General features: G+C 44.1%; 24 protein-coding genes and 2 pseudogenes. 22 read left to right on the plus strand and 4 right to left on the minus strand.

The features are described from left to right. Nucleotides 1-450: 450 nt before the first annotated feature. Nucleotides 451-861, plus strand: a pseudogene (locus DBX26_RS25670) (hypothetical protein); the annotation flags it as partial. Between the two features lie 123 nt (nt 862-984). Here DBX26_RS25670 and DBX26_RS18570 read toward each other — a convergent pair. Then, nucleotides 985-1,230: pseudogene (locus tag DBX26_RS18570) on the minus strand (IMP dehydrogenase); the annotation flags it as partial. 548 nt (nt 1,231-1,778) lie between these two features. Between DBX26_RS18570 and DBX26_RS18575 the strand changes: the two are divergent. Both DBX26_RS18575 and DBX26_RS25520 read left to right on the plus strand, forming a co-directional pair. Next, complete coding sequence (locus tag DBX26_RS18575; RefSeq protein WP_118120478.1) at nt 1,779-2,333, plus strand: hypothetical protein; 555 nt, start codon at nt 1,779-1,781, stop codon at nt 2,331-2,333. A 57-nt stretch (nt 2,334-2,390) separates the two neighbouring features. After that, the gene (locus DBX26_RS25520; protein ID WP_162889746.1) at nt 2,391-2,555 is read left to right on the plus strand and encodes a hypothetical protein; all 165 of its coding nucleotides are present in this window, start codon (nt 2,391-2,393) and stop codon (nt 2,553-2,555) included. A gap of 433 nt (nt 2,556-2,988) precedes the next feature. Here DBX26_RS25520 and DBX26_RS18580 read toward each other — a convergent pair whose 3' ends face one another. After that, entirely contained in the window at nt 2,989-3,759 is a 771-nt protein-coding gene (locus tag DBX26_RS18580; RefSeq protein WP_118120480.1) for a DeoR/GlpR family DNA-binding transcription regulator, read from the minus strand. A gap of 138 nt (nt 3,760-3,897) precedes the next feature. Further along, the gene (locus DBX26_RS18585; RefSeq protein ID WP_118120482.1) at nt 3,898-4,701 is read right to left on the minus strand and encodes an HAD family hydrolase; all 804 of its coding nucleotides are present in this window, start codon (nt 4,699-4,701) and stop codon (nt 3,898-3,900) included. 193 nt (nt 4,702-4,894) lie between these two features. On the opposite strand from DBX26_RS18585, the gene DBX26_RS18590 reads away from it, so the two are divergent. The 3 genes from DBX26_RS18590 to DBX26_RS18600 are packed head-to-tail and all read left to right on the plus strand — an operon-like array spanning nt 4,895 to nt 6,624. After that, complete coding sequence (locus tag DBX26_RS18590) at nt 4,895-5,497, plus strand: LacI family DNA-binding transcriptional regulator (protein WP_162889747.1); 603 nt, start codon at nt 4,895-4,897, stop codon at nt 5,495-5,497. Between the two features lie 15 nt (nt 5,498-5,512). Then, nucleotides 5,513-6,106, plus strand: a complete 594-nt coding sequence (locus tag DBX26_RS18595; protein WP_118120486.1) for a sugar O-acetyltransferase — start codon at nt 5,513-5,515, stop codon at nt 6,104-6,106. Next, a complete protein-coding gene (locus DBX26_RS18600; protein WP_118120488.1) occupies nt 6,106-6,624 on the plus strand; it encodes a phosphoribosyltransferase in 519 nt (172 codons plus the stop codon). The genes DBX26_RS18595 and DBX26_RS18600 overlap by 1 nt, the downstream gene beginning before the upstream one ends. 194 nt (nt 6,625-6,818) lie before the next feature. Here the strand turns inward: DBX26_RS18600 and DBX26_RS18605 are convergent, their stop codons facing one another. Beyond that, nucleotides 6,819-7,436, minus strand: coding sequence for a LysE/ArgO family amino acid transporter (locus DBX26_RS18605; protein ID WP_118120490.1), 618 nt, complete (start codon nt 7,434-7,436; stop codon nt 6,819-6,821). 108 nt (nt 7,437-7,544) lie between these two features. Between DBX26_RS18605 and DBX26_RS18610 the strand changes: the two genes are divergently transcribed. The 16 genes from DBX26_RS18610 (at nt 7,545) to virB11 (ending at nt 19,758) form a co-directional block, all read left to right on the plus strand. Then, nucleotides 7,545-8,444: a LysR family transcriptional regulator ArgP gene (locus tag DBX26_RS18610; RefSeq protein ID WP_118120492.1), complete on the plus strand. Its 900-nt coding sequence runs from the start codon at nt 7,545-7,547 to the stop codon at nt 8,442-8,444. A 953-nt stretch (nt 8,445-9,397) separates the two neighbouring features. Next, nucleotides 9,398-9,559 carry a hypothetical protein gene (locus DBX26_RS25525; protein WP_162889748.1) on the plus strand — a complete coding sequence of 54 codons (162 nt, stop codon included), beginning with the start codon at nt 9,398-9,400 and terminating at the stop codon, nt 9,557-9,559. A gap of 5 nt (nt 9,560-9,564) precedes the next feature. Then, nucleotides 9,565-9,747 (plus strand): TraY domain-containing protein, encoded by a 183-nt coding sequence (locus tag DBX26_RS18615; RefSeq protein WP_118120494.1) that lies wholly within the window; start codon nt 9,565-9,567, stop codon nt 9,745-9,747. A gap of 53 nt (nt 9,748-9,800) precedes the next feature. Next, complete coding sequence (locus DBX26_RS18620) at nt 9,801-10,160, plus strand: TraY domain-containing protein (protein WP_118120496.1); 360 nt, start codon at nt 9,801-9,803, stop codon at nt 10,158-10,160. Continuing rightward, entirely contained in the window at nt 10,150-10,752 is a 603-nt protein-coding gene (locus DBX26_RS18625) for a lytic transglycosylase domain-containing protein (RefSeq protein WP_118120498.1), read from the plus strand. Before DBX26_RS18620 ends, DBX26_RS18625 begins: the two co-directional genes overlap by 11 nt. 14 nt (nt 10,753-10,766) lie before the next feature. After that, nucleotides 10,767-11,084: a conjugal transfer protein gene (locus DBX26_RS18630; protein WP_118120500.1), complete on the plus strand. Its 318-nt coding sequence runs from the start codon at nt 10,767-10,769 to the stop codon at nt 11,082-11,084. Nucleotides 11,085-11,086: 2 nt separating this feature from the next. Continuing rightward, nucleotides 11,087-11,458: a conjugal transfer protein TraD gene (locus tag DBX26_RS18635; RefSeq protein ID WP_118120502.1), complete on the plus strand. Its 372-nt coding sequence runs from the start codon at nt 11,087-11,089 to the stop codon at nt 11,456-11,458. Further along, nucleotides 11,421-13,754, plus strand: coding sequence for a conjugal transfer protein TraE (locus DBX26_RS18640; protein WP_118120503.1), 2,334 nt, complete (start codon nt 11,421-11,423; stop codon nt 13,752-13,754). Before DBX26_RS18635 ends, DBX26_RS18640 begins: the two co-directional genes overlap by 38 nt. A gap of 2 nt (nt 13,755-13,756) precedes the next feature. Then, entirely contained in the window at nt 13,757-14,419 is a 663-nt protein-coding gene (locus DBX26_RS18645; protein ID WP_118120505.1) for a type IV secretion system protein, read from the plus strand. Nucleotides 14,420-14,433: 14 nt separating this feature from the next. Next, on the plus strand, nt 14,434-14,661 hold the full coding sequence (locus DBX26_RS18650; protein ID WP_118120507.1) for an EexN family lipoprotein: 228 nt from the start codon (nt 14,434-14,436) through the stop codon (nt 14,659-14,661). Between the two features lie 8 nt (nt 14,662-14,669). Further along, complete coding sequence (locus tag DBX26_RS18655) at nt 14,670-15,617, plus strand: type IV secretion system protein (RefSeq protein WP_118120509.1); 948 nt, start codon at nt 14,670-14,672, stop codon at nt 15,615-15,617. Nucleotides 15,618-15,691: 74 nt separating this feature from the next. Next, nucleotides 15,692-15,844, plus strand: a complete 153-nt coding sequence (locus DBX26_RS25530) for a hypothetical protein (RefSeq protein WP_162889749.1) — start codon at nt 15,692-15,694, stop codon at nt 15,842-15,844. Then, nucleotides 15,841-16,596, plus strand: a complete 756-nt coding sequence (locus DBX26_RS18660) for a virB8 family protein (RefSeq protein ID WP_118120511.1) — start codon at nt 15,841-15,843, stop codon at nt 16,594-16,596. Before DBX26_RS25530 ends, DBX26_RS18660 begins: the two co-directional genes overlap by 4 nt. Then, complete coding sequence (locus DBX26_RS18665) at nt 16,593-17,357, plus strand: TrbG/VirB9 family P-type conjugative transfer protein (RefSeq protein WP_118120513.1); 765 nt, start codon at nt 16,593-16,595, stop codon at nt 17,355-17,357. The genes DBX26_RS18660 and DBX26_RS18665 overlap by 4 nt, the downstream gene beginning before the upstream one ends. Continuing rightward, complete coding sequence (gene virB10 / locus DBX26_RS18670) at nt 17,354-18,547, plus strand: type IV secretion system protein VirB10 (RefSeq protein WP_118120515.1); 1,194 nt, start codon at nt 17,354-17,356, stop codon at nt 18,545-18,547. The genes DBX26_RS18665 and virB10 overlap by 4 nt, the downstream gene beginning before the upstream one ends. A gap of 194 nt (nt 18,548-18,741) precedes the next feature. Beyond that, nucleotides 18,742-19,758: a P-type DNA transfer ATPase VirB11 gene (gene virB11, locus DBX26_RS18675; protein ID WP_118120517.1), complete on the plus strand. Its 1,017-nt coding sequence runs from the start codon at nt 18,742-18,744 to the stop codon at nt 19,756-19,758. The last annotated feature ends 29 nt before the right edge of the window (nt 19,759-19,787 follow it).

The following is a 19,787-nucleotide window of genomic DNA, read 5'->3' on the forward strand; positions in this document are numbered from 1 at the left end:
ATTTACCTAGCTCCAAAATGAAAAAAGCCCAGTCTGACGACGAGACTTCGAGCATGGCGGAGAGATAGAGACTTGAAGCCAAGCCTTGACTAAAATCCAATGCAAGTCATTGATTAAAAATGACTTTTATACATAAACGTGCAAATAGAGTACAAATATCTAAGCCAATTGCCTCAGACACAATACTACAGGTCACATACAAAAAGTCAGCATAGTGACAATCAACTCTGCATTTCAACTCACACGGACCGATTTGACGCTATTGCACTCTTTTGGGCAGAAACAATTTAGAAATATAGATCTAAGCCGTTTCCACCAGATTAGAGAAAGTAAAATGACATCTTATTTGCTTAAAATAGGCGAAAATGTCAGCTAGAGTCTCTGCAGTCCTCATCACAACAAGTTTTATTTCTGCTCTTATCCTGACACTTAAGGGCAAAATTTTTCTGTGTATCGCCACTCAACTCAGAATTATCTCGCTTTAAGGTGGTGTTTAATAAACTCAAAGAGCTAAGAGAATGGAAGCTTCCAAAACATCTAAAAGAAGTGAAGCCATTTAAAGATTCAGAACGTGATATGGCTTTCCTCATCAAAGAACAAATCCGCGATTTACTCTCTCTCGTAGGCCAACACGAACGAACTGACATGCTCGAAATTGTTAAGCTGTGTTTATCCACTGGTGCGCGTTGGAACGAAGCGGCACAATTAAAAGGCAGTCATTTTATGATGAACGGTGGCAACATTCTGGTTCTGCGCGACGTATTAGGCCATGCTGATATCTCGATGACAATGCGCTACGCACACGTCGCTCGCGATCATTTATCTAATGTAATTACCCGTAACCCTCTTAGCAATTTATAGCCTGTCGCCACAAAATTTTTTAGAGCTCTGTCGCCACTTTGTCGCCATTAGCCAAATTTAGGGCAAAAAAAGAGCCGCGATTAGCAGCTCTTAATTATTCGATTTTTCCAATATTCAGTCGATTTACTCTTTACCGAATACGTTGTTCTCTTGCTCTTGTACGCGGATGAAAGTCGTGCGCTTCGTTAGCTCTTTAAGCTTTGCTGCGCCTACGTATGTACAGGTTGAACGCACGCCACCAAGGATGTCTTGGATAGTGCCGTGAACACTACCACGGTATGGCAATAGTACGGTTTTTCCTTCAGCTGCGCGGTACTTAGCCACACCGCCTGAATGCTTGTCCATAGCCGACTGAGAAGACATGCCGTATAATTTCGCACAAAAACAACAACAACCATAAAAATCAATATCTTAGGTCAAACCACCTGTCCATAAAAACAGTATAAATATATCAAAATAACCGACCAAAACCGACCTAAAATGACAAGTGCTGCCACAAATGCTGCCATTTTATTTGAATTAAGTTTGCTTTGTTAAATATTGATGTGGGGGAGCGACTGAGTCTCATACCAAGTAATAAAGTAGCATACTAAAACGACAGGGATCTCATCGCTAAGCTTCCATTTCTAAATCAAAACTCCCCGAAATCATCTAAAGCAAAAGCTCATACACATTCTGTTAATGTATATTTTCCCTACAAAAAAGTTATCTGAATGCAGCTGTTCGAAAAATTATACTTCCCTGCTCAGTCTAACCCCTCAATATTGCCATTAACCTGATTATAAGTTGAAGTGGTAAATGGAAGGCGGCATTGTGTGACGATTAAGAGGTAATTGGTCGTCTAACTATCGTCATATGCTTGAACACCAAAAACGTGATAGTATTTTCCATCATTCAAGGCAAGTAGATATCTAAGAATGAATAACCAAGCTATTTCTAATAAGTATCAACAGATTAGACTTGCAGCATTAGCACAGACTCAAAGTGATTTTGAACAATTCGAGCCAGACTTTATTGGCCATATTGATTTAACTGAAATCAGCGAAGATGCTCTCCGTTCTCAAGATGAGTGGGAAATGCCGGTAAATCGCCAAATAGGATGGGATTGGCGGCAAGTACGAAATCAATATCGCAGAGACCATATGGCCAGAGTAGAGCTTGCTGTATGGCATGATGAAGAACTTTGTGGCCTTATGCTCGGCAAAGCGAGTGATGGAAAGCTGGTTGTTAAAATCAACTATATTCAAGGTGGTCAAGCTGAGAACCCCCTAAAAGGGTTCATTGTTCCCATAGCTTCACATTGTGCAGAGTTATTTGCTGTTGCTATTGAAGCCGATTGGATTGGGATTCAAGACCCAATAGATGACGAAGATTTGCTAAACTACTATCGTGAATTAGGCTTTGATGAACGTGATCCATTTGATCCAAGGAACAACGCATTGTTCAAGCGCGTTGTGACCGATGAAGACTAAGCAGCTTTCCAACTGGATTATAATCGGTTATAGTTATAGCAACTAAGGGGGGCTATTATGTTGACTGTAGCAACAAACAAAACAAATGATGTGAACGTAGACAAAGCTATTAAGCGTATGCAGGCTCACGCTTCTAAAAGTAAGTCATCATTTGCTAAAGCTTTAAAGGTAAAGGCCCCTAAATCTGCTTATGGACGCCTTGCTGGGCCAGCCAAAGCATAGAAAAATTCAAATATTAAGCATCGCAATAGCGGTGCTTTTTTGTGCGTGAAAGGCACACAACACTTAATTGGTGTTGGGAGTGTTACCTCACTAATTGACACTCCCGCCCTGCACTCCCAACGTTCGTTGTCAGACCTTGCTAATAAGACTATTTGTGGTGGATAAGGTAATTTGGTCAGCCACATGTAGGGTGTCGTATGGCTGCAATACTCGAAGTACTCCGAAAAGTCAGAATGCTCTATGGGTCGTCACTCACAATTGCTCATCTTCGTTTCAGCCTGATCACAGTTTCAGCCTGATCGCACTGAAACATTCTGCCCCGAAGTTTCTCAGGATTGTTTTGATGCTGAGTTTCTAAGGTTGCAGTTTGACCTAATTCAAGTTATCCGAATGGCAGTCTGCATATCAACCTTAGAAGTCTTAAAATTTTCCGCTAAAGAGGATTACTGGTAATCACGGTGCAGTCTAATTGGCTGAAATAGTCTTTTGCCACGGTATTGTTTGGAGAGCAGATTAAATAATCAACATCTTCAGACGTCATAAATGGGTACGGAGCTAATGCCTCGATTTTGTCTTCTGTACATAACGCAACAATCGCTCCGGCTTTAGACGCTGCATGGCGTTTGAATTCACCGTCCTGATAGTGAATAGCGCTGAATCCAGCTTCAGATGACCAACCACAAATCCCCATAAAACAAAGATCAAATCGAAATTTGCTTAACGCTTCTACCGCTGTAATGTCTATGGCACCGCCAACGGCATAATTAAGCTCACCACCAATAAGAATGGTGCGAATATGCTGTCTTTCCAGTAATCGGGTAGCTATAGCCGGGCTATTGGTAACGACAGTTAAACCGATATCGTTAGGTAACAAGCTTGCGAGCAACATATGGGTACTGCTGGCATCTAAGAAAATGACTTGTTCGGCTTTGATAATGGTTAATGCGGCGAGCGCCAGAGCTTGCTTTTCGCTATTTCTGTTTTCCAGGCGTTGCTCTTGTGTCCCTGTCGGTGGTACGAGAGACAGCACTCCACCATGAATTCGTTTACACAATCCTTCATTGGCAAGAAAACGTAAATCTCGACGAATAGTGGCTTCGGTCGTTCCAAGTTGAACGGCTAAATCGGTTGCCATTACTTTGTTATGAGATTCCAGTAAATTCAGGATTAACTGATGACGTTCTTCTGGTGAAAATTTTTCCATTATCATTTTCTATTCATGAGCGATGACATTCATTATAAACAAACACGCTTTATGTTCATATCTGTTCGTTTATGCTTGTCGGAATTCGAGTTTTTAACTGGTTACGCCTTTCGTCACGCCCACTTAAAAAGCCGATTATTATTTTCTTTGGAGTGCTAAGAACTGTAAAATCGTATGCATCACACCATCCTCATCATTCGAACGGGTAATGTAGTTTGCCGCCGCTTTCGTTTCCTCAAAAGCGTTACGCATAGCAAAGCTAAAGTGAGCACGTTCCATCAGTTCAATATCATTGAATCCATCTCCAAATACCATGGTTTCCGCTTCTGTCGCTCCGACGATGGACTGTAACTTTTCAACAGTGGTACCTTTGTGAACGCCTTCATTGGCGATATCGATCCATGCAGGTTCCGAGACAACGATATAGGCGTGTTCGTCAAAGTGAGAAAGCTGAGGACGGATTGTTGGGCACTGTTTATTCTCATCATAAACAGTGATCTTAACGAAGTCAGAAGCAATATCTTCATATGAATCGACCAGTTTTACCTCAGCATAAGAACGTCTCACTAAGGTGCGTAAATGCTCGGGTGTATCTCGTTTGATAGCGGCAAATTCGGGGGTACACGCAATCACAATATGTGAACCTTCGATGGATTCTAATTGCTGAATAATATTAAGCCCTAATGTGTTGTTGAGAAGAGATTGATAAATAAACTCTCCCTGGTGTTTGATACGAGTAGCACTGTCTCCGAGTATCCAAAAATCTTTGCTTTGCTCGCCGAATAGTTCTTCAACACGTTCAACTTGCTTACCAGTACAAGGGGCGAATTTCACACCATGCTCCTGCATGCTGGTGACGACTTCCTGAAATAATTCGCGGTTGTAATCACCATGGCTGTTTAGAAAAGTGCCATCCATATCAGTGATAATCAGTTTAATCATTATTGCATTTCCCATTTATTTGATCGGTTTTACTGAAAGAATAAGAACACAAGTGAATAAAAAGATCAACACATGGACATTTTACTTGTTTATATGCATTCATTATTGTTTGTTTTTGTGTATACTCCCTTCCGAGTAGTCATTGATGGTTTGACAAATTAAAGATTAGCCAATTTGTATGGAGAGTTGTGCGATGGTAACGATGCAGGATGTTGCAAATTCCGCGGGAGTATCTAAAGCAAGTGTATCAAGAGTGGTTAATGGTCTGGCGGTATCACCTGAAATTACTCAAAAAGTAACAGTTGCAATGGAGGGGTTAGGATATCGTCCTAACGCACTGGCACGAGCGCTTACGACAAGAAAGAACTCTGTCATTGGAGTCATCATCTCTGAAAGCCTGAATAAGAACCCTGTAGTAACAGAATTTCTTTCTCAGCTCTTAGAGAGAATGAGTCAATTGAATAAGCCTCTGATAGTGCTGCGAAACCAGAATGAGCACTTCTCTCGATTGAAAACCTTCCAGGCACTGATAGAGCAGAGGTGTGAAGGGATTATTCACGTGTCAACCGGCAATAATCCTTACCTGGATTCCTCATTATTTGAGTCACAACTCTGTGGCGATATTCCAATGGTTGTTATTCAAAGTAGAAAAGAACCAACCAGTTCTTGTCTTCCCAGTGACGAAAATTTGCTTGTGAGTACTACCGATGACGGCGTTGTAGTGAATTCGATAAAACGGCAATCTTTGACCATAAGTGAAAGTATTAATCGCATCACCTCAGTTTTTTCAATTTAGGCAAGGTAATGATTTGTGAATGAATTTCAGAAAATGCTCGCTGGAGAGCTATATAATCCAAGTGATAACAATTTGAGTCTAATGCGTGCCCGGGCGAGGAAATTGATTGATAAATTTAATCATTCTTCCTTTGAGGAAGAAGAAAGCCGTTTGAAGCTTCTGACAAGCTTACTGGGCAAAGCGGGTGACAATATCTCGATTCATCAAAACTTTTATTGCGACTACGGTTGCAATATCTATGTTGGCTCCAATTTTTTCGCCAATTACGATTGCGTCATTCTGGATTGTGCCGAAGTGAGTTTTGGCGATAACTGTATGCTGGGACCTCAAGTGGGTATCTATACCGCGACACATCCACTTGACCCAATTGAGCGAGCCAGTGGGCTAGAGTCTGCAAAGCCGATTCACATAGGAAATGATTGCTGGATTGGTGGGCATGCGACGATAAACCCGGGTGTCACTTTGGGTAACAATGTGGTTGTTGCCTCCGGAAGTGTCGTCACTAAGAGTTTTGGTGACAACCTGGTCATTGGTGGTAATCCCGCTCGTGTTATTCGTGAACTTAAATGTTCATCGGGCACGACTCCAGAAGAGAAGGAAGCGAAGTAATGAAAACAATTCCATATGTTGGTGAAGTAGTATTGAATGAAGCTCAGGTTCAGGAAGGAGTAAAACGTGTTGCTCAACAGCTTAATCAACAATTTCACGATGTTGTCGTGATTACCGTTGTCCCTGGCGGAATATTATTTACGGCAGATCTTGTTCGCCAGTTATCCTTTGATATCAGTATGGATTATATCTCTTGCCCGCATACTCCCGGAGATAGAAACAATAATTCTGAAATTGTGTATCACCAGAACATCAACGTTACGGGAAGAAATGTCATTTTGATTGATGATGCGATTGAATCCGGAGGGACAATGAAACGCCTGACTGAGCATTTAATCAACAATTTTGATATTAAGTCTTTATCAATAGCAACACTGTTTGTGAAACCCAGTCGAGTAGATATTCCAGTTCCTCAATACTTTGCTTATGAAATGAAAAGTGATGACCTGTTGGTTGGGTATGGCCTACCTTGGCAAGATAAGTCCCGCAACCTACCTTTCATATCTAAAGTGATTTAATTTCTACCAGACACAACAGGCTTTTCTTTATTTCTGAAAAGCCTATGCCCCTTTACGCGTTGTGATCAGATTCGCGACCAATAAATTCCGTCAGAATTTGCCCTACATTATCTAATATATGGTCAAAATCTCGGTGTGCACCTTACTGGATACTTATGCCCGAAGTTTCCATAAATGACAGTGGGACGTGGGATTTACGGAAGTGGTGTTATGAGCAACGACACTGATAAATAGCCCATCATCATCGCCACTACGGCATCAAGAATGCGCCACGCATGCGGATTACGAAACAGAGGTAACAAAACTTTTGCGCCGTAGGTAATCGCAACGAACCACACTACACTGGCCGATAAAGCGCCCATCGCAAATTTCCATTTTTCAACTCCTGAATAGGGCATAGATAAACTACCGATCATAAATACAGTATCAAGATATACGTGTGGGTTAAGCCACGTAAACCCAAGGCAAGTTAAGATCACTGTTTTGGTTTGCGGCAGACCATCGGCGGAAGGAGTCAATTGACTTTTTCCATGCCAAGCTTGCTTGGCAGAAGATAGCGCTGTCCATGCTAAAAATATTGCACCTGCATAGCGAAACATTTCCATCAAATTGGGCCAATGTTTTATTAGGGTCCCCAATCCTGCGATGCCAGATGAAATCAACACAATATCACTGAGAATACAAATTGACGCAACGGCAAATAGATGATGGCGTAACAGACCTTGTTTGAGAACGAAGGCGTTTTGTGAACCGATACACATGAGTAACCCGGCCCCGGTAGTAAAGCCAGTGATGGCTGAAGCAATGAACATACGTCTCCTTATTTATGTTTTTTTCGTTCGGATAGAGTATGTATGCCTCATAAAGATTAGAAAATCGATATAATCTTAACTAAGTTAAGAAATTCTTAATAAGAGTCCATGAGTTTACTATCCCCACAAGTTGTCGCTTTTATTGCTGTGATCGAAGAAACCAGTTTTGAGCGTGCGGCCAAGCGATTATCAGTGACACCTTCAGCCATTTCACAGCGTATCAAACAGCTGGAAGATCGCGTTGGTCAGTTGCTGGTAGTTCGACAGTCTCCCTGCAAACCGACCCCTGCGGGAGAAAAATTGCTGACTCGGGTGAAACCGATGTCCTTGCTGGAAGCGGAAGTCATGGACGACTTTCTACCTGAGGAATCTTCAGCAGTTCATTCGAACATGTTGTCGATTGCGGTTAATGAAGACTCTTTCTCGACTTGGCTACTCAATGCGTTGGCTCCGCTTTCTCATAAATACAATTATCAGTTTGATATTCGAATCGACAATGAAGATTTTACCTTAGAACACCTGAGAAGCGGTCACGTGATTGGTGCTTTAACTTCTGACCCCCGGCCATTGCAAGGGTGTGTTGTGCATGAACTTGGGCAGATGCGCTATTGTGCAGTGGCAACACCTGCTATGTACGAGCGCTATTTTAGTAATGGATTGACGATAGAAGCGTTTCAACACGCGCCCATGATTGATTATGACCGTAAAGACTTTTTGCAGAAACGCTTTATTAAAATGGTAACAGGTCACGAAGTTCAGCCCAATTACGTGCATTATTTGCCGAGTGCGTCAGGGATTGTTGAAGCGGCCAGGCTGGGAATGGGGTGGTGTGTAACCCTCGAGGGTTTTTTAGGTAATACGCTCGAAACAAAACAATTAGTAAATATTGCACCGGATGCTTCGCTGTATTCCCCCCTATATTGGCAACACGCAGGGATTCGCTCTCGAGTGATATCACAAATCACTCAGGCTTTGGTGACAGAGTCGATCCAGATTTTATATACATAAGTCCTACTTCGATCAATTCAAGCAGCCAATGTAAGCTATTTTTTATTGAAGGCTGTGTGGTGGTCGACTAAATCAGAAATATCAGTGCTCCGGTATACGAGGCTGTCTGCTAACCAAAATCTCTCCGCTTTCCGTGCCAGCGGCAATATAGAGTACCAGTAGGACTAAGAACAGGTTGACCGTATTTTTCGGCTCTTCTCCGCTTTGTTGAGTCTAACTCTGATATCAACTCTCTCTACCATACTGATGATTAGTAACTTCTTTTTGATCACTATGGACGATTTGTACTTTGACTTAACTCCTTTCCCAACTTATCAGTATTCACCTAAGGCGCTTCTGTCCCCGAGCAGACTGCAATCCGGTGTCGTAACTTGTGATCACCAAGCGATTCTGTCGTACCTAGTCTCAAACTTTATTTCTTTCCTACACTTTTCCGCCATTTATCTTAAATGAAGTTCATTGTGTTAAGTATTAGCCCCATCTAAAGATGGACATATAAATAGCAGCGCCAAAAGACACCACCACTCCCCTTCCTCTCCTTCATAGTCATATAGACGACAGCAACCGATAAAAACCGACCCTAGACAAAAACATAAAAATACCCATCAAATACAATCATTTAAAACAACACACTTGGTTTTTAGAGAATATCAAAACTGTGAATTACCGCGCATAAAATTCGATCACCTAACTTTGACACCGACTCCAATACATATGTATATATATACATATAAACATCGCTCTTTATCAATTTGTGCCTAGGCAGATAAGACTCCGCAACAGAACGTTGGAAACGTGCTCCACTGCATCAGTTTTATCGACGGGGAAGCCCCACTAAAACTTAGTGGAGTGAAATATTCCCCAAACACACCCGACGTCTTGCAAACGGGCAGGGTTCGGTTTTGCTCTGAGCCGATGAAAGTGAAAGAGCAATCACGCAAGGAGAAATAGTTATGACCAATAAACTCAAACGGTTTCGTTCTTATCGCTATCTGAGAACTCAATCAAAGGTAGATAAGGCAACAAAAGAACGAACACCACAAAGCATCGAACTAGAGCAAACTCGCAATCACTTCCGACGATTTCATGCTCGCGAGTTCTTAGCGCTGAGGTAAATGAAATGCCAGAAAACACAAATCAAGACCCAACTGGAATTTGGTTCGAAATGGACGCGGAAACCAACCGACTTCTTGAAAAATCAGCAGAAACGAACGACAGGTCGAAACGCAAAGAAGCTCGATTTCGTCTAAAAGATCACTTATCTAAGTTCGACCAACATATGAAGCCTCGCGCTAAACCTTAGCGCTTTTTTTATCCAAAAAGATCCAACCTTGGGACAATAGAAGGAGAATCAACATGGATAAAGAAGATCTCATTGAGGGACAATTGACCCTCGACCAACAAACTTACGACCTTCTGAGCCAAGCATCCAGGCGCTCTTTTCGCTCCTTAAAAAAAGAGGCTTGCCTTCGCTTAATTGACCACGTGCAGCGCTTTCATCACAGCCCTCAAGATAGGCTTGATAGCATAGTTTTCAGAACGTCCATTAAGCTCCCCATTAGGGTAAGAAAAAGCGTTGTACCGTGTCTGTATCGAGGCAGGTATAAGGTGAAAACCTTAGTTGATGAATACTCGATTCGACTAAAAGACCACTTACAACGATATCCAACCATCTCAGCGGTTGGTGTCGTACAGGAGGAAAACCATGCTCCTTGAGTTGAGCGCGTTAATCCCTCTACTCAATACCTGCCAAAGCCAAGTTGATGCAAGCATCCTCAAACGCCTTATCGATAACGAAAGCTCACGAAATCCCTACGCTATCGCCGTAGTCGGAGCCAAACCGGTTAATCAACCCAAAACCAAACTTGAAGCTATCCAAATCGCAACTAATTTGGAAAAACAAGGATTTAAGTACAGTTTGGGTCTGATGCAAATCTTTAAAGACAACTTTCCTGCCTATGGCATGACTATCGAAACCGCATTTGACGCTTGCAAAAACATTGAGGTCGGAGCGGATATTTACGCTAAGTGTTACCACCGCGCAAAAGCGCGAGCACCAAACAAGGCACACCAACAACTACTTGATGATGCCGCCTCTTGTTATTACTCCAATAACTTCATACGAGGCTATCAAGGTGAAGGAGAAAAAGGACTGAGCTACGTTGAAAAATTCAATCGAGCTAAGAAACTCCCCTCCACCACCATTTCTGAATCTTACGACTCAGCCTCTGAGTCTTCTCAACCTTCAAAACCGAATCCACCAAAGCAAGCCCATACCTGGGATGTGTTTGGTGACTTCTCTTATTAATAAGGAAACGTTTAATGAAAACTCTTAATTCAAATTCGCACCCACACAGCAACCTAAAAGCCGGATTCATCGCAATGATGCTGGTTCTTTTCTGTTATCCGGCACTCGCCGCAGGTGGCCTGGATGAAGCCACTAACTGGGTCGAAGAAATCGCATCATGGGCATACAAACTTCTTGGTTCAGCAGTGGTGCTATACAGCATCGTCATGGTGATATTGGCTCTGATGGATAAAAAGACATGGGGCGATGTTGGCATCAGTATCACGAAAGCTGCGGGTGCTGGCGGTATCGTTGCTGCTGTCACTTACGCTTGGTCAATTTGGGGAAGCTAAGCATGCATAACGAAGAACGAGAACAATATGCCAGTTATAACTCACTGGCTCGTAAGCCCTTAATGCTTGGCATTCCTATTATCCCGCTAATAATGGGCGCTTTGCTCATGCTGATTACTGGTTGGATTGGTCTGAGTTTCTTCGGAGTAAAAGGGCTGGGTTTTCCAGCCTTTATTGCTTTGGGACCGCTTTACATCCGCATTCGCAGCATGGAAGACAGCCGAGCTATTGATGATATGAAATGGGAGGCAAAAGGTTTCTTAACTCGCCTTCGCTGCCAATCCAACACCATTTCATTCACCTCCATCGATAACCACCCTTTCAGGAGAAAGCAGCATGTCAGTGAATGGTTTAAAAACAATACCCATGACTGATCGACTTCCTGCTTATGGTTACCCTATCAATCGTTCCATGATTTCTTTGGACGATTCAAAAATCATGGCGACCATAAGCCTTAATGGAATTCCCTTCGAGTCAGAGTCATACAACACGCTCAAATCCTCTTTTGAGCTAGTAAAAAACATCCTCAGCACCCTTGCCAGAAAGTACGGCAGTCAACTTGCAACGTGGACGCACATCATTAAGCGCAAAGAGCACTTTGAAGCAAACTACCGCTTCAAAAGTGACTTTATGCAGCGCTTTTCTGAACGCTACCTGCAAGACTTTTCCGGTGAGGATTTTTTCAGTGTCCGTTACTACATCACCTTTGTACTTAATTACAAAGGTACCTTAGCGGAAGGAGAAGATGAGATCAGTGATATTATCAAGACCGTCTCAGCAGCATTGAAGCGCTTTGATTGTAAGGTGCTAAAAGTGAGTAATGATCACCGTTGTGAACATGTTGAGTTCCTTTCTTACTTGCTCAACTACAATGACCAACCAAAACCCCTCACCTCCGAAAAAGTACGAGACTATATCGGTCATAGTGACTGGCATTTCGGTCACGACCTTCTCGAAGTTCGCAATGCAAATAACGAGGCAACTAAGTTCGCCACCTTCTTCGAGCTCGATGCGCTCCCTACAGCAACTGAAATGGGCATGTGGGATTTCATCTTGAGTCAACCTACAGAGTTTGTTCTGACTCAATCTATGATTTTCATGCAATCTGTCAAGGCTCAAAAAATGATTGATAAGCAAACCAACCTTATTGAATCCAGTGACAATGCCGAGCATGAGTTAGAGGAACTGAAAACGGCGCGAGATTATGTTGCCTCTGGCGTAGTCAGTTTTGGTGACTATCACGCGTCACTGGCCGTAATTGGTAATTCGCCAGATAAAGTGTTGTTGGATAGCGCTGACTTAAATGGTCAGTTCTTAGCAAAAGGAACGGTACTTAAACGCTCAAACCTCAAGTCGCAGTTTTCGTTTCTTAGCGCCCTTCCAGCATCGAAAGAGCGAATTAAGCCCTCGCCTCGTACTATCGCTAACCTTGCCTCTACATGGTCATTACACAATTACTCTACAGGCAAAGCATCTGGCAATCCGGTTGGTGATGGTAGTGCCATCATTCCCTTAAAAACCTTATCGAACTCCTTGTTCTACTTTAACTGCCATGCCTCTGAGGTGGGCAAGGACAATACAGGAGAGAAAAGCGCAGGACACACCATGATCCTTGGTGCGTCTGGCTCAGGTAAAACTACGTTGGAAGCCACCCTTACTGGCTTTTTTACTCGCTTTGATCAGCAAATATTTTGTATCGATTATAAGCGCTCAACCGAGCTGTTTATCCGTGCGTTTAATGGTGAATACTTCTCGATTAAGGAAGGAGGAGATACGGGTATCAACCCTTTCCAATTGGAGCATACACCGAAACTGGTTAGCTTTTTGAACCGTCTTGTCTGCCGACTGGCACAAGATTCACAAGGTCATATCAGCGCCCATGATGAAAAAGAAATCAAAGATGCAATTGATAGCGTGATGCACTTTGACGCTCCGATGCGCGGCCTCAGTATGATGTTGCAATCCATTCAAGATCAGGATTTGCGTATGAGACTCAGTAGATGGTGTCGCAGTGAAAACGGCAAGCTCGCCTGGTGCCTAGACTCACCTCACAATCAGTTCAATCCGAAAGCAATGGAGCGCATTGGCTTTGATTCAACCTTGCTACTGGAGAAAGATTCCAGCGGCAATGTCCACCCAGCCAGTGAGCCAGTTCTTGCCTGTTTGTTCTTTTTAAAAGAGCTGATGCAAGAGTCTGGCAAGCTATTGCAAACCATCGTTGAAGAGTTCTGGATGCCAGCGAACTTCCCTCTCACCCAGGCGGTGATGAAACGTGCGTTAAAAACAGGGCGTTTGATGAATGAGTTTATGGTGCTGTCGTCACAGTCACCAGAAGATGCCATTCAGTGTGAAATTTTTCCGGCCATCATCCAACAAACCGCAACCAAAGTGTATTTGCCTAACCCTGATGCAGAGTATGACGCTTACAAGCAATGTAACCTGACAAAAGGCGAGTTCACTAAGCTCAAAGCGCTCAATAAACAAAGCCGAATCATGCTCATTAAGCAATCTAACACCAGTTGTTTTGCGAAACTGGATTTAGGTGGTTTTGATGAGTTTCTACCGATTATTTCAGGTTCTACCGATGACATTGTGCTGTGCGAGACCATTCGTGCAGAGGTGGGTAATGAACCTGATTTGTGGATACCTGAACTGCTAAAAAGGAGATAGCTATGCTCAAACGAACCTCGCTCGCCCTATGTATTGCACTGACACTGAACACATCAACACAAGCATCGGGTATCCCTGTAGTTGATGTTGCGGGTATCACTCAGATGGTGGTTGATAGCGCACAGCGAGCACAAGAGTTTATGCAGTCGATAAGTGAAGCACGCAACCGTCTTAATCAACTTAAAAACCAGGCAGACCATTATAAGTCGATGGTGGAAGGTCACTATGGATTTGAAGAAATTCTCAGTGACCCTAACTTAAACGATGTGATCGACCTCAGCACGTACAACGATTTGTATGACGCGATTGACGATATATCTGACTTGCGCTCTGAATTAGACCTTTATTCAGACGATCCGGTGATACAAAGACGCTACGATATGCAACTGAAACAATTTCGTTTTCAGGAAATGCTGTATAAGCGTAGCACTGAACGCAACGAACGAATGAGTCGGCTACTCAGTCAATTTGGAACGGCAACTACGCCAGCGGCCAAAGAAGACTTAGCTAACAGCATTAACTTTGAAACCATGCAGATGCAAAACGAGCAACGCATGATGGATTCAATATCAGACATGCTAGAGCGGCAGCGACTCCTTGAGAACGAACAACAACTTAACGCGCAGTACAATGCCTTCACTAGTGGTGATGGCATTACCTATTAATTAAGGAGTGACTTATGCAAAGGCTTCTAGCTCTACTATTCATCTCTGCAACCCTTACGGGATGCGGCAATGAAACTAAGACTACTGAATATTACTCACAGCACTTAGAAGAGGCGAACAACGTCCATAGTGAGTGTGAAAAAAGCTCAGCCACACCAAGTGAGAACTGTAAAAATGCTCGAAAAGCCCTGCTTGGTAATAGTTTCGACCAATTCACGAATGGGGACGGTATTTCCTATTAGGAGGCTCTATGTTTGATCTTCTTTTCGACTTTGTTCATCAGATTACACAGCAGAATATAGCCAGTTTCGTTGGGGTATTTGCAGCCACTATCACGCCCCTAATAGGGGCGTGTGTTGTTTTATATGCTATCTACCTTGCTTTTCAGGCGCTCTGTGATGCTGAAAACATGATGATAATGGAGTCCGTAAAGTTTATTGGTTCTCTTGCGCTGTGTACCACCGTAGCATTTAATACCTCATGGTATTTGAGTAGCATTGTTCCTATGGTGTACTACTCAGGAGATGATATTTCTAACGCGCTACTTGGCAGTACAGGAAGCGGGAGCTTGCAAACTATGTTTGAAACCATGTTGAGACAATTCAATGCGGTATGGAATCAAGCTAATTTTGGGTTAACCGATTCGTGGTCTCGCTCGATCCTTTTCCTCTTTTCTGCTTGCCTAATCTTACTAGGGTATATGCCCTTTTTACTGGTGGCGACCTCATACCTATTAATTGCTAAGATTATGGTTAGTTTCTTACTCATCCTCGGACCACTATTCATTATGTTTGCGTTTTTTCCTTCAACGCGAAGTATGTTTAAAACTTGGACGGGGCAATGTTTTAATTATGTGCTTTTAACCATCGTTTACCCTCTTGCATTCAGCATTTTCACCCAAACCATTAACTACATCGTGTTCAGTGGCGAGGACAAAATGACCCTAAGCAGTATCTTTGTAATGTTTATTCTATTTGGTTGCTGCATCTTAATTTCAGTTCAAATTCCTGTGTTTTGCTCATCCCTTTCCGGTGGTGTTGGTATCAATGGCTTGGTCAGCAATATGGGAATGGGTGTGCGAAGCCTTAGTGATCTAGCAAAAAGCGGAGCGGGAGCAACCAAACAAGCAGGACAAAGCACGTATAACGCAGGTAAAACCTTGTATGACCAAACCAAAAACCGAATTAGACCAGGCTAATAACACCCTCATTATCTCACCCTATACACCGCACCGCTTTACGCGGTTTTTTTGTATCTAAATAAGGACAGTATATGAAGACGCTCACCTTCTTGTTGGTGGCGTGTTTGACTGTGGGTTGCTCTGGCACCCCACCACCGCCACCAGAGCCAAAAGGCGATATCACTCCCGTTAATCCTTCCAAAGTTAACCTTGCTGATTTGTACACCCAAGGAGAAATGTCATGAGCACAACCATCGATTCTGCTTTGGCAAACAATCATGCCAAGGCCGAGCAGAAAACCACCGCCAAGCATCAAAAGCAAGCCGATGAATATCTCAATGAGATCAAGTTATTTGAGCAAGACCGTGTCGAGCTCGCCAAAACATCCGCTAAGACCGCATGGAAAGTCGCAACCGGCTCAGGCGTTCTAGCGTTGATACTTGGTATTACGATTGTGGTGATGATGCCGCTCAAAACTGTAGACTATCGATTGCTCTACATCGACCCACAAACAGGCATGTCACAAATCATCCAACCGCTCGCTGACGCAAGACAAATCACCTACGGCGAAGCGTTAGATAAACATTGGTTAAACCGTTATGTTATCACTCGCGGCGCCTACCAATGGCAGACGGTTCAAGATGCGTTTGATTACATCAAGCTCACCAGTCGCCATGATGTATTTAGCGCCTACAGCACACAACTACGTGCGAAGAACTCACCGGTTGAAGTATTCAAGGACTATAAAAAAATCCGCTTAGAAGACGTCGCGATTTCGTTCTTGCCGACACGCCAGGACCAAATGCTCGCGCAAGTGTTTTTCACTAAAGTGGTGCTCAATAGTGACGATACCCCTGACACCAGTTTCCTGCCGACCAAATGGAGCACAACCATCACCTTTGATTACCTCAAGGAAATCACAAAGGAATCGGAGCGCCAACTTAATCCACTTGGTTTCCGAGTCACCAGTTATCAAGAAAACAGGGTGATCCAATGATGAAACGACTTATTGTCTCTTTAGCTTGTTTGATGGCGTTTTCCAGCAGCGCTTTAACGCTGCCAAAGCATCAAGGCAAAGACCGCCGCATTGTGTATGCCGACTATGACCCTAGCGATGTGATTGCGATACGCACCAAAGTGGGAGTCGCAACACTCATTCAGCTAGATAACAATGAAACCATCGTCGGGGAACATTCTGGTTTAGGGATGGGTGACGCTGCCGCGTGGGGGTTTAATGTTCGTGGAAACAATGTTTTTTTTAAACCTCAGGCCAAGCAGCCCGATACCAACTTAACCATTGTGAGCGATTTGGGGCGCACCTACTCATTTGAACTGTTCACCAACCAACAACCGTTCTATGTGGTGAAAATGCGTTATCCAAAACCGAAGAACGCCAACACCTCCCCTCTCAAAGCGCCTTGTACCGATGGTAATTACAACTTCCGTTACGTTAAGTGGGGTGATGAAGAATTGGCTCCTGCCTATGCATGGGACGATGGGCGATTCACCTGCATGAAGTTTTCTAAAAATGCAGAACTGCCTGTGATTTACCAAATCAACCCCGATGGCAAAGAGTCTTTAGTGAACTACCACATTGAGCAAGACACCATCGTGATCCACTCAATCGCCAACGAATACCGTTTGCGCCTTGGCGAACGTGTCTTAGGGATCCTTTCCCACTTTGTCGAGTTTGCTGGCCATAACCAAAAAGCGAGCTCGATTAAAGCGACTCGTGTGATCAAGGAGGATGAGTCATGAGTGATAACAACACCATCCCAAGCGCTTATGAGCGCGCAGACCTTGACCGTGGCGATCTCACGGTCAGCGGTCGCAAGAAGAAAAACAAAGCGACCATTGTCATCGCTTTGGTGATCTTAGCCTTAGTGGTCGTCGCTGTTGGTGTTCTTTTTGCTGTCAATCGATTCCGTGCAGCGGAATTAGAAGAGCAACCAATGCAGCCAGAAGCCAGTGCCGAAGTGGTTGGCGTTGAAAAAGGCACTGTTGGTAACGATAGCGCTTGGTTTGAGAAAGCGAAACGTGAACACGAAAAGGTCAAGGCGCAGCAGGAACGAGCCAAAAAATGGAAACGAGAGCAAGAGCTCAAGCAAGCCAAGTCTGAAGCTGAGCAACACAAACCTGTCACTGTCACTAAAACGGGCGTTCCTGAGCCCACCGTAACGCCAAAACCTTCCACAATTTCGAAGCGAGACAAAAACGCGCCACCGACACCACAAGAGCGCCGTTTGATGGGTGGTCTCATGGTCAATGTAGACAGTGGCAACGCTGTAAGCTACCAAAGCAGTGCCGACTCTGCCACTTATGACAATAGCTATGACGCCCCTACCTTTGCAATGGGTCGTGCCTCTAAACGTAAGCAAGGGAGTTTAGACTTTATGTTGAAACACGGCTCTGTCATTCCTTGTGCGCTATACAGTCAGATTATTTCTGACTATCAGGGCATCGTAACCTGCCGCGTCACTCAGGATGTGTACAGTGCCAATGGTAAAGCGTTACTGGTCGAACGAGGTTCACTACTGACGGGGTCGCAAAGCGTTCAGTTAGAAGCGGGTAAAAATCGTTTATTCACCACATGGGCTGATATGGAGACACCCAACGGGATCTCTATTCGCATCGATTCACTTGGCGCGGGTCGTCTAGGCGCCAGTGGCAATGAAGCTTGGGTCGACAATCACTTTAAAGAGCGCTTTGGTGGCGCGATCTTACTATCCTTCCTCGATGATGCATTTGGCGCCCTGGCAGATAAAGCTGCATCTTCTAATGGTGACATTACCTTTGACAGCTCTACCGAGAATGCCAGTAACATGGCTGAAAAAGCGCTAGAAAGCAGCATCAATATCTCGCCAACGGGCTACACCAAGATTGGTCAACGCATCAACATCATTGTCGCCCGTGACATTGATATGTCGAGTGTGTACACCTTCGAATAGCCGCTCATTTGGTTGGTCTTAGGGATGACATTAATGAACTATATGTAGAAATTTAGACCCGACAGGCCAACTACCTCCCTATTCAACTTCACCCTAACGCCTTGCTCACGCCTCCCCGCAATTCGTCATTTATTGGCTTGAGGTACAAAAAGCAATTGAGCAGCGAAGGACGTTCAACACCGAAGAGGATCATCATGAACACCATCGATAAGGCCGCCACCGTCAATCAACTATTAAGCATGACCGGACTGCGCCTCTACCTAGACTTAGAAGGGCTTACAGAGATCGCCATTAATCGCCCTAATGAGGTGTGGTTTGACCGTGGCAACGGTTGGGAGAGTGACGCGCTCCCAAACTTATCATTGAGTATGTGCAGCAATCTCGCGAAAGCCTTAGCCACCTTCGCGGGGCTGACCATTCCCCTTGGTGAAGCAAACCCGGTCGCGTCAGTCATTTTTCCCGATGGCGAACGAGGTCAGATTGCAATTCCACCTGCGACTGAAAACGGCATTGTCAGCATGACCATCCGAAAACCCTCCGTGACGAGATTCGCCCTTTCGAGCTATCAAGAAAGTGGGCGGTTCGAAGGCTTTAAAGAAATGGATGTGAACCGTGTTGAATTAACACAGGTTCAAGAACAGCTTCTCACGCTCAAGCAAGCTGGCGATATGGCGAAGTTTTTTAGCCTGGCAGTAAAGAGCAGGCTCAATATTTTATTGGTTGGCGGTACAGGTTCAGGCAAAACCACGGTGATGAAGGCCATGGTGGATGAATACCCGTCCGATAAGCGTCTCTTCACGATTGAGGATGTGCACGAGCTGGATTTACCTCACCACCCGAACCACCTTCATTTGTTTTACAAACAAGGCGGCTTAACACCCAAACGAATCATCGAATCTTGTATGCGAATGAAACCCGATCATGTTTTGTTGGCCGAGCTGCGCGGTGATGAGGCATGGACATACCTTGAAATGCTCAACACCGGACACGAAGGCTCAATCACCACCATTCATGCCAACGACTGTTACTCAACACCCGCACGACTGGCGGGATTGGTCAAACAATCTGAGGTCGGCCAGACCTTGGATTATGAACACATCATGCGAACTATCCGAACCAGCATCGATGTAATTGCCTTTTTCAAACACACTCACCTTGTCGAGCTCTACTACGACCCCGTCGAGAAGAATCGACTGTTAAGCGAGGGCTAATCATGGCGCTATCCAAAAAGAAAAAAGGA

The organism is Vibrio sp. dhg (assembly GCF_003443775.1).
Taxonomy (GTDB): domain Bacteria; phylum Pseudomonadota; class Gammaproteobacteria; order Enterobacterales; family Vibrionaceae; genus Vibrio; species Vibrio natriegens.

What these genes read in the sequence shown, in the direction of transcription:
- DBX26_RS25525 (WP_162889748.1), top strand. Translation starts at nt 9,398, where the DNA reads ATGACCAATAAACTCAAACGGTTTCGTTCTTATCGCTATCTGAGAACT.
- DBX26_RS18645 (WP_118120505.1), top strand. Translation starts at nt 13,757, where the DNA reads ATGCTCAAACGAACCTCGCTCGCCCTATGTATTGCACTGACACTGAAC.
- DBX26_RS18650 (WP_118120507.1), top strand. Translation starts at nt 14,434, where the DNA reads ATGCAAAGGCTTCTAGCTCTACTATTCATCTCTGCAACCCTTACGGGA.
- DBX26_RS18575 (WP_118120478.1), top strand. Translation starts at nt 1,779, where the DNA reads ATGAATAACCAAGCTATTTCTAATAAGTATCAACAGATTAGACTTGCA.
- DBX26_RS18635 (WP_118120502.1), top strand. Translation starts at nt 11,087, where the DNA reads ATGCATAACGAAGAACGAGAACAATATGCCAGTTATAACTCACTGGCT.
- DBX26_RS18610 (WP_118120492.1), top strand. Translation starts at nt 7,545, where the DNA reads ATGAGTTTACTATCCCCACAAGTTGTCGCTTTTATTGCTGTGATCGAA.
- DBX26_RS18585 (WP_118120482.1), bottom strand. Translation starts at nt 4,701, where the DNA reads ATGATTAAACTGATTATCACTGATATGGATGGCACTTTTCTAAACAGC.
- DBX26_RS18665 (WP_118120513.1), top strand. Translation starts at nt 16,593, where the DNA reads ATGATGAAACGACTTATTGTCTCTTTAGCTTGTTTGATGGCGTTTTCC.
- virB11 (WP_118120517.1), top strand. Translation starts at nt 18,742, where the DNA reads ATGAACACCATCGATAAGGCCGCCACCGTCAATCAACTATTAAGCATG.
- DBX26_RS18655 (WP_118120509.1), top strand. Translation starts at nt 14,670, where the DNA reads ATGTTTGATCTTCTTTTCGACTTTGTTCATCAGATTACACAGCAGAAT.
- virB10 (WP_118120515.1), top strand. Translation starts at nt 17,354, where the DNA reads ATGAGTGATAACAACACCATCCCAAGCGCTTATGAGCGCGCAGACCTT.
- DBX26_RS18615 (WP_118120494.1), top strand. Translation starts at nt 9,565, where the DNA reads ATGCCAGAAAACACAAATCAAGACCCAACTGGAATTTGGTTCGAAATG.
- DBX26_RS18620 (WP_118120496.1), top strand. Translation starts at nt 9,801, where the DNA reads ATGGATAAAGAAGATCTCATTGAGGGACAATTGACCCTCGACCAACAA.
- DBX26_RS25520 (WP_162889746.1), top strand. Translation starts at nt 2,391, where the DNA reads ATGTTGACTGTAGCAACAAACAAAACAAATGATGTGAACGTAGACAAA.
- DBX26_RS18580 (WP_118120480.1), bottom strand. Translation starts at nt 3,759, where the DNA reads ATGGAAAAATTTTCACCAGAAGAACGTCATCAGTTAATCCTGAATTTA.
- DBX26_RS18640 (WP_118120503.1), top strand. Translation starts at nt 11,421, where the DNA reads ATGTCAGTGAATGGTTTAAAAACAATACCCATGACTGATCGACTTCCT.
- DBX26_RS18630 (WP_118120500.1), top strand. Translation starts at nt 10,767, where the DNA reads ATGAAAACTCTTAATTCAAATTCGCACCCACACAGCAACCTAAAAGCC.
- DBX26_RS25530 (WP_162889749.1), top strand. Translation starts at nt 15,692, where the DNA reads ATGAAGACGCTCACCTTCTTGTTGGTGGCGTGTTTGACTGTGGGTTGC.
- DBX26_RS18600 (WP_118120488.1), top strand. Translation starts at nt 6,106, where the DNA reads ATGAAAACAATTCCATATGTTGGTGAAGTAGTATTGAATGAAGCTCAG.
- DBX26_RS18590 (WP_162889747.1), top strand. Translation starts at nt 4,895, where the DNA reads ATGGTAACGATGCAGGATGTTGCAAATTCCGCGGGAGTATCTAAAGCA.
- DBX26_RS18625 (WP_118120498.1), top strand. Translation starts at nt 10,150, where the DNA reads ATGCTCCTTGAGTTGAGCGCGTTAATCCCTCTACTCAATACCTGCCAA.
- DBX26_RS18605 (WP_118120490.1), bottom strand. Translation starts at nt 7,436, where the DNA reads ATGTTCATTGCTTCAGCCATCACTGGCTTTACTACCGGGGCCGGGTTA.
- DBX26_RS18660 (WP_118120511.1), top strand. Translation starts at nt 15,841, where the DNA reads ATGAGCACAACCATCGATTCTGCTTTGGCAAACAATCATGCCAAGGCC.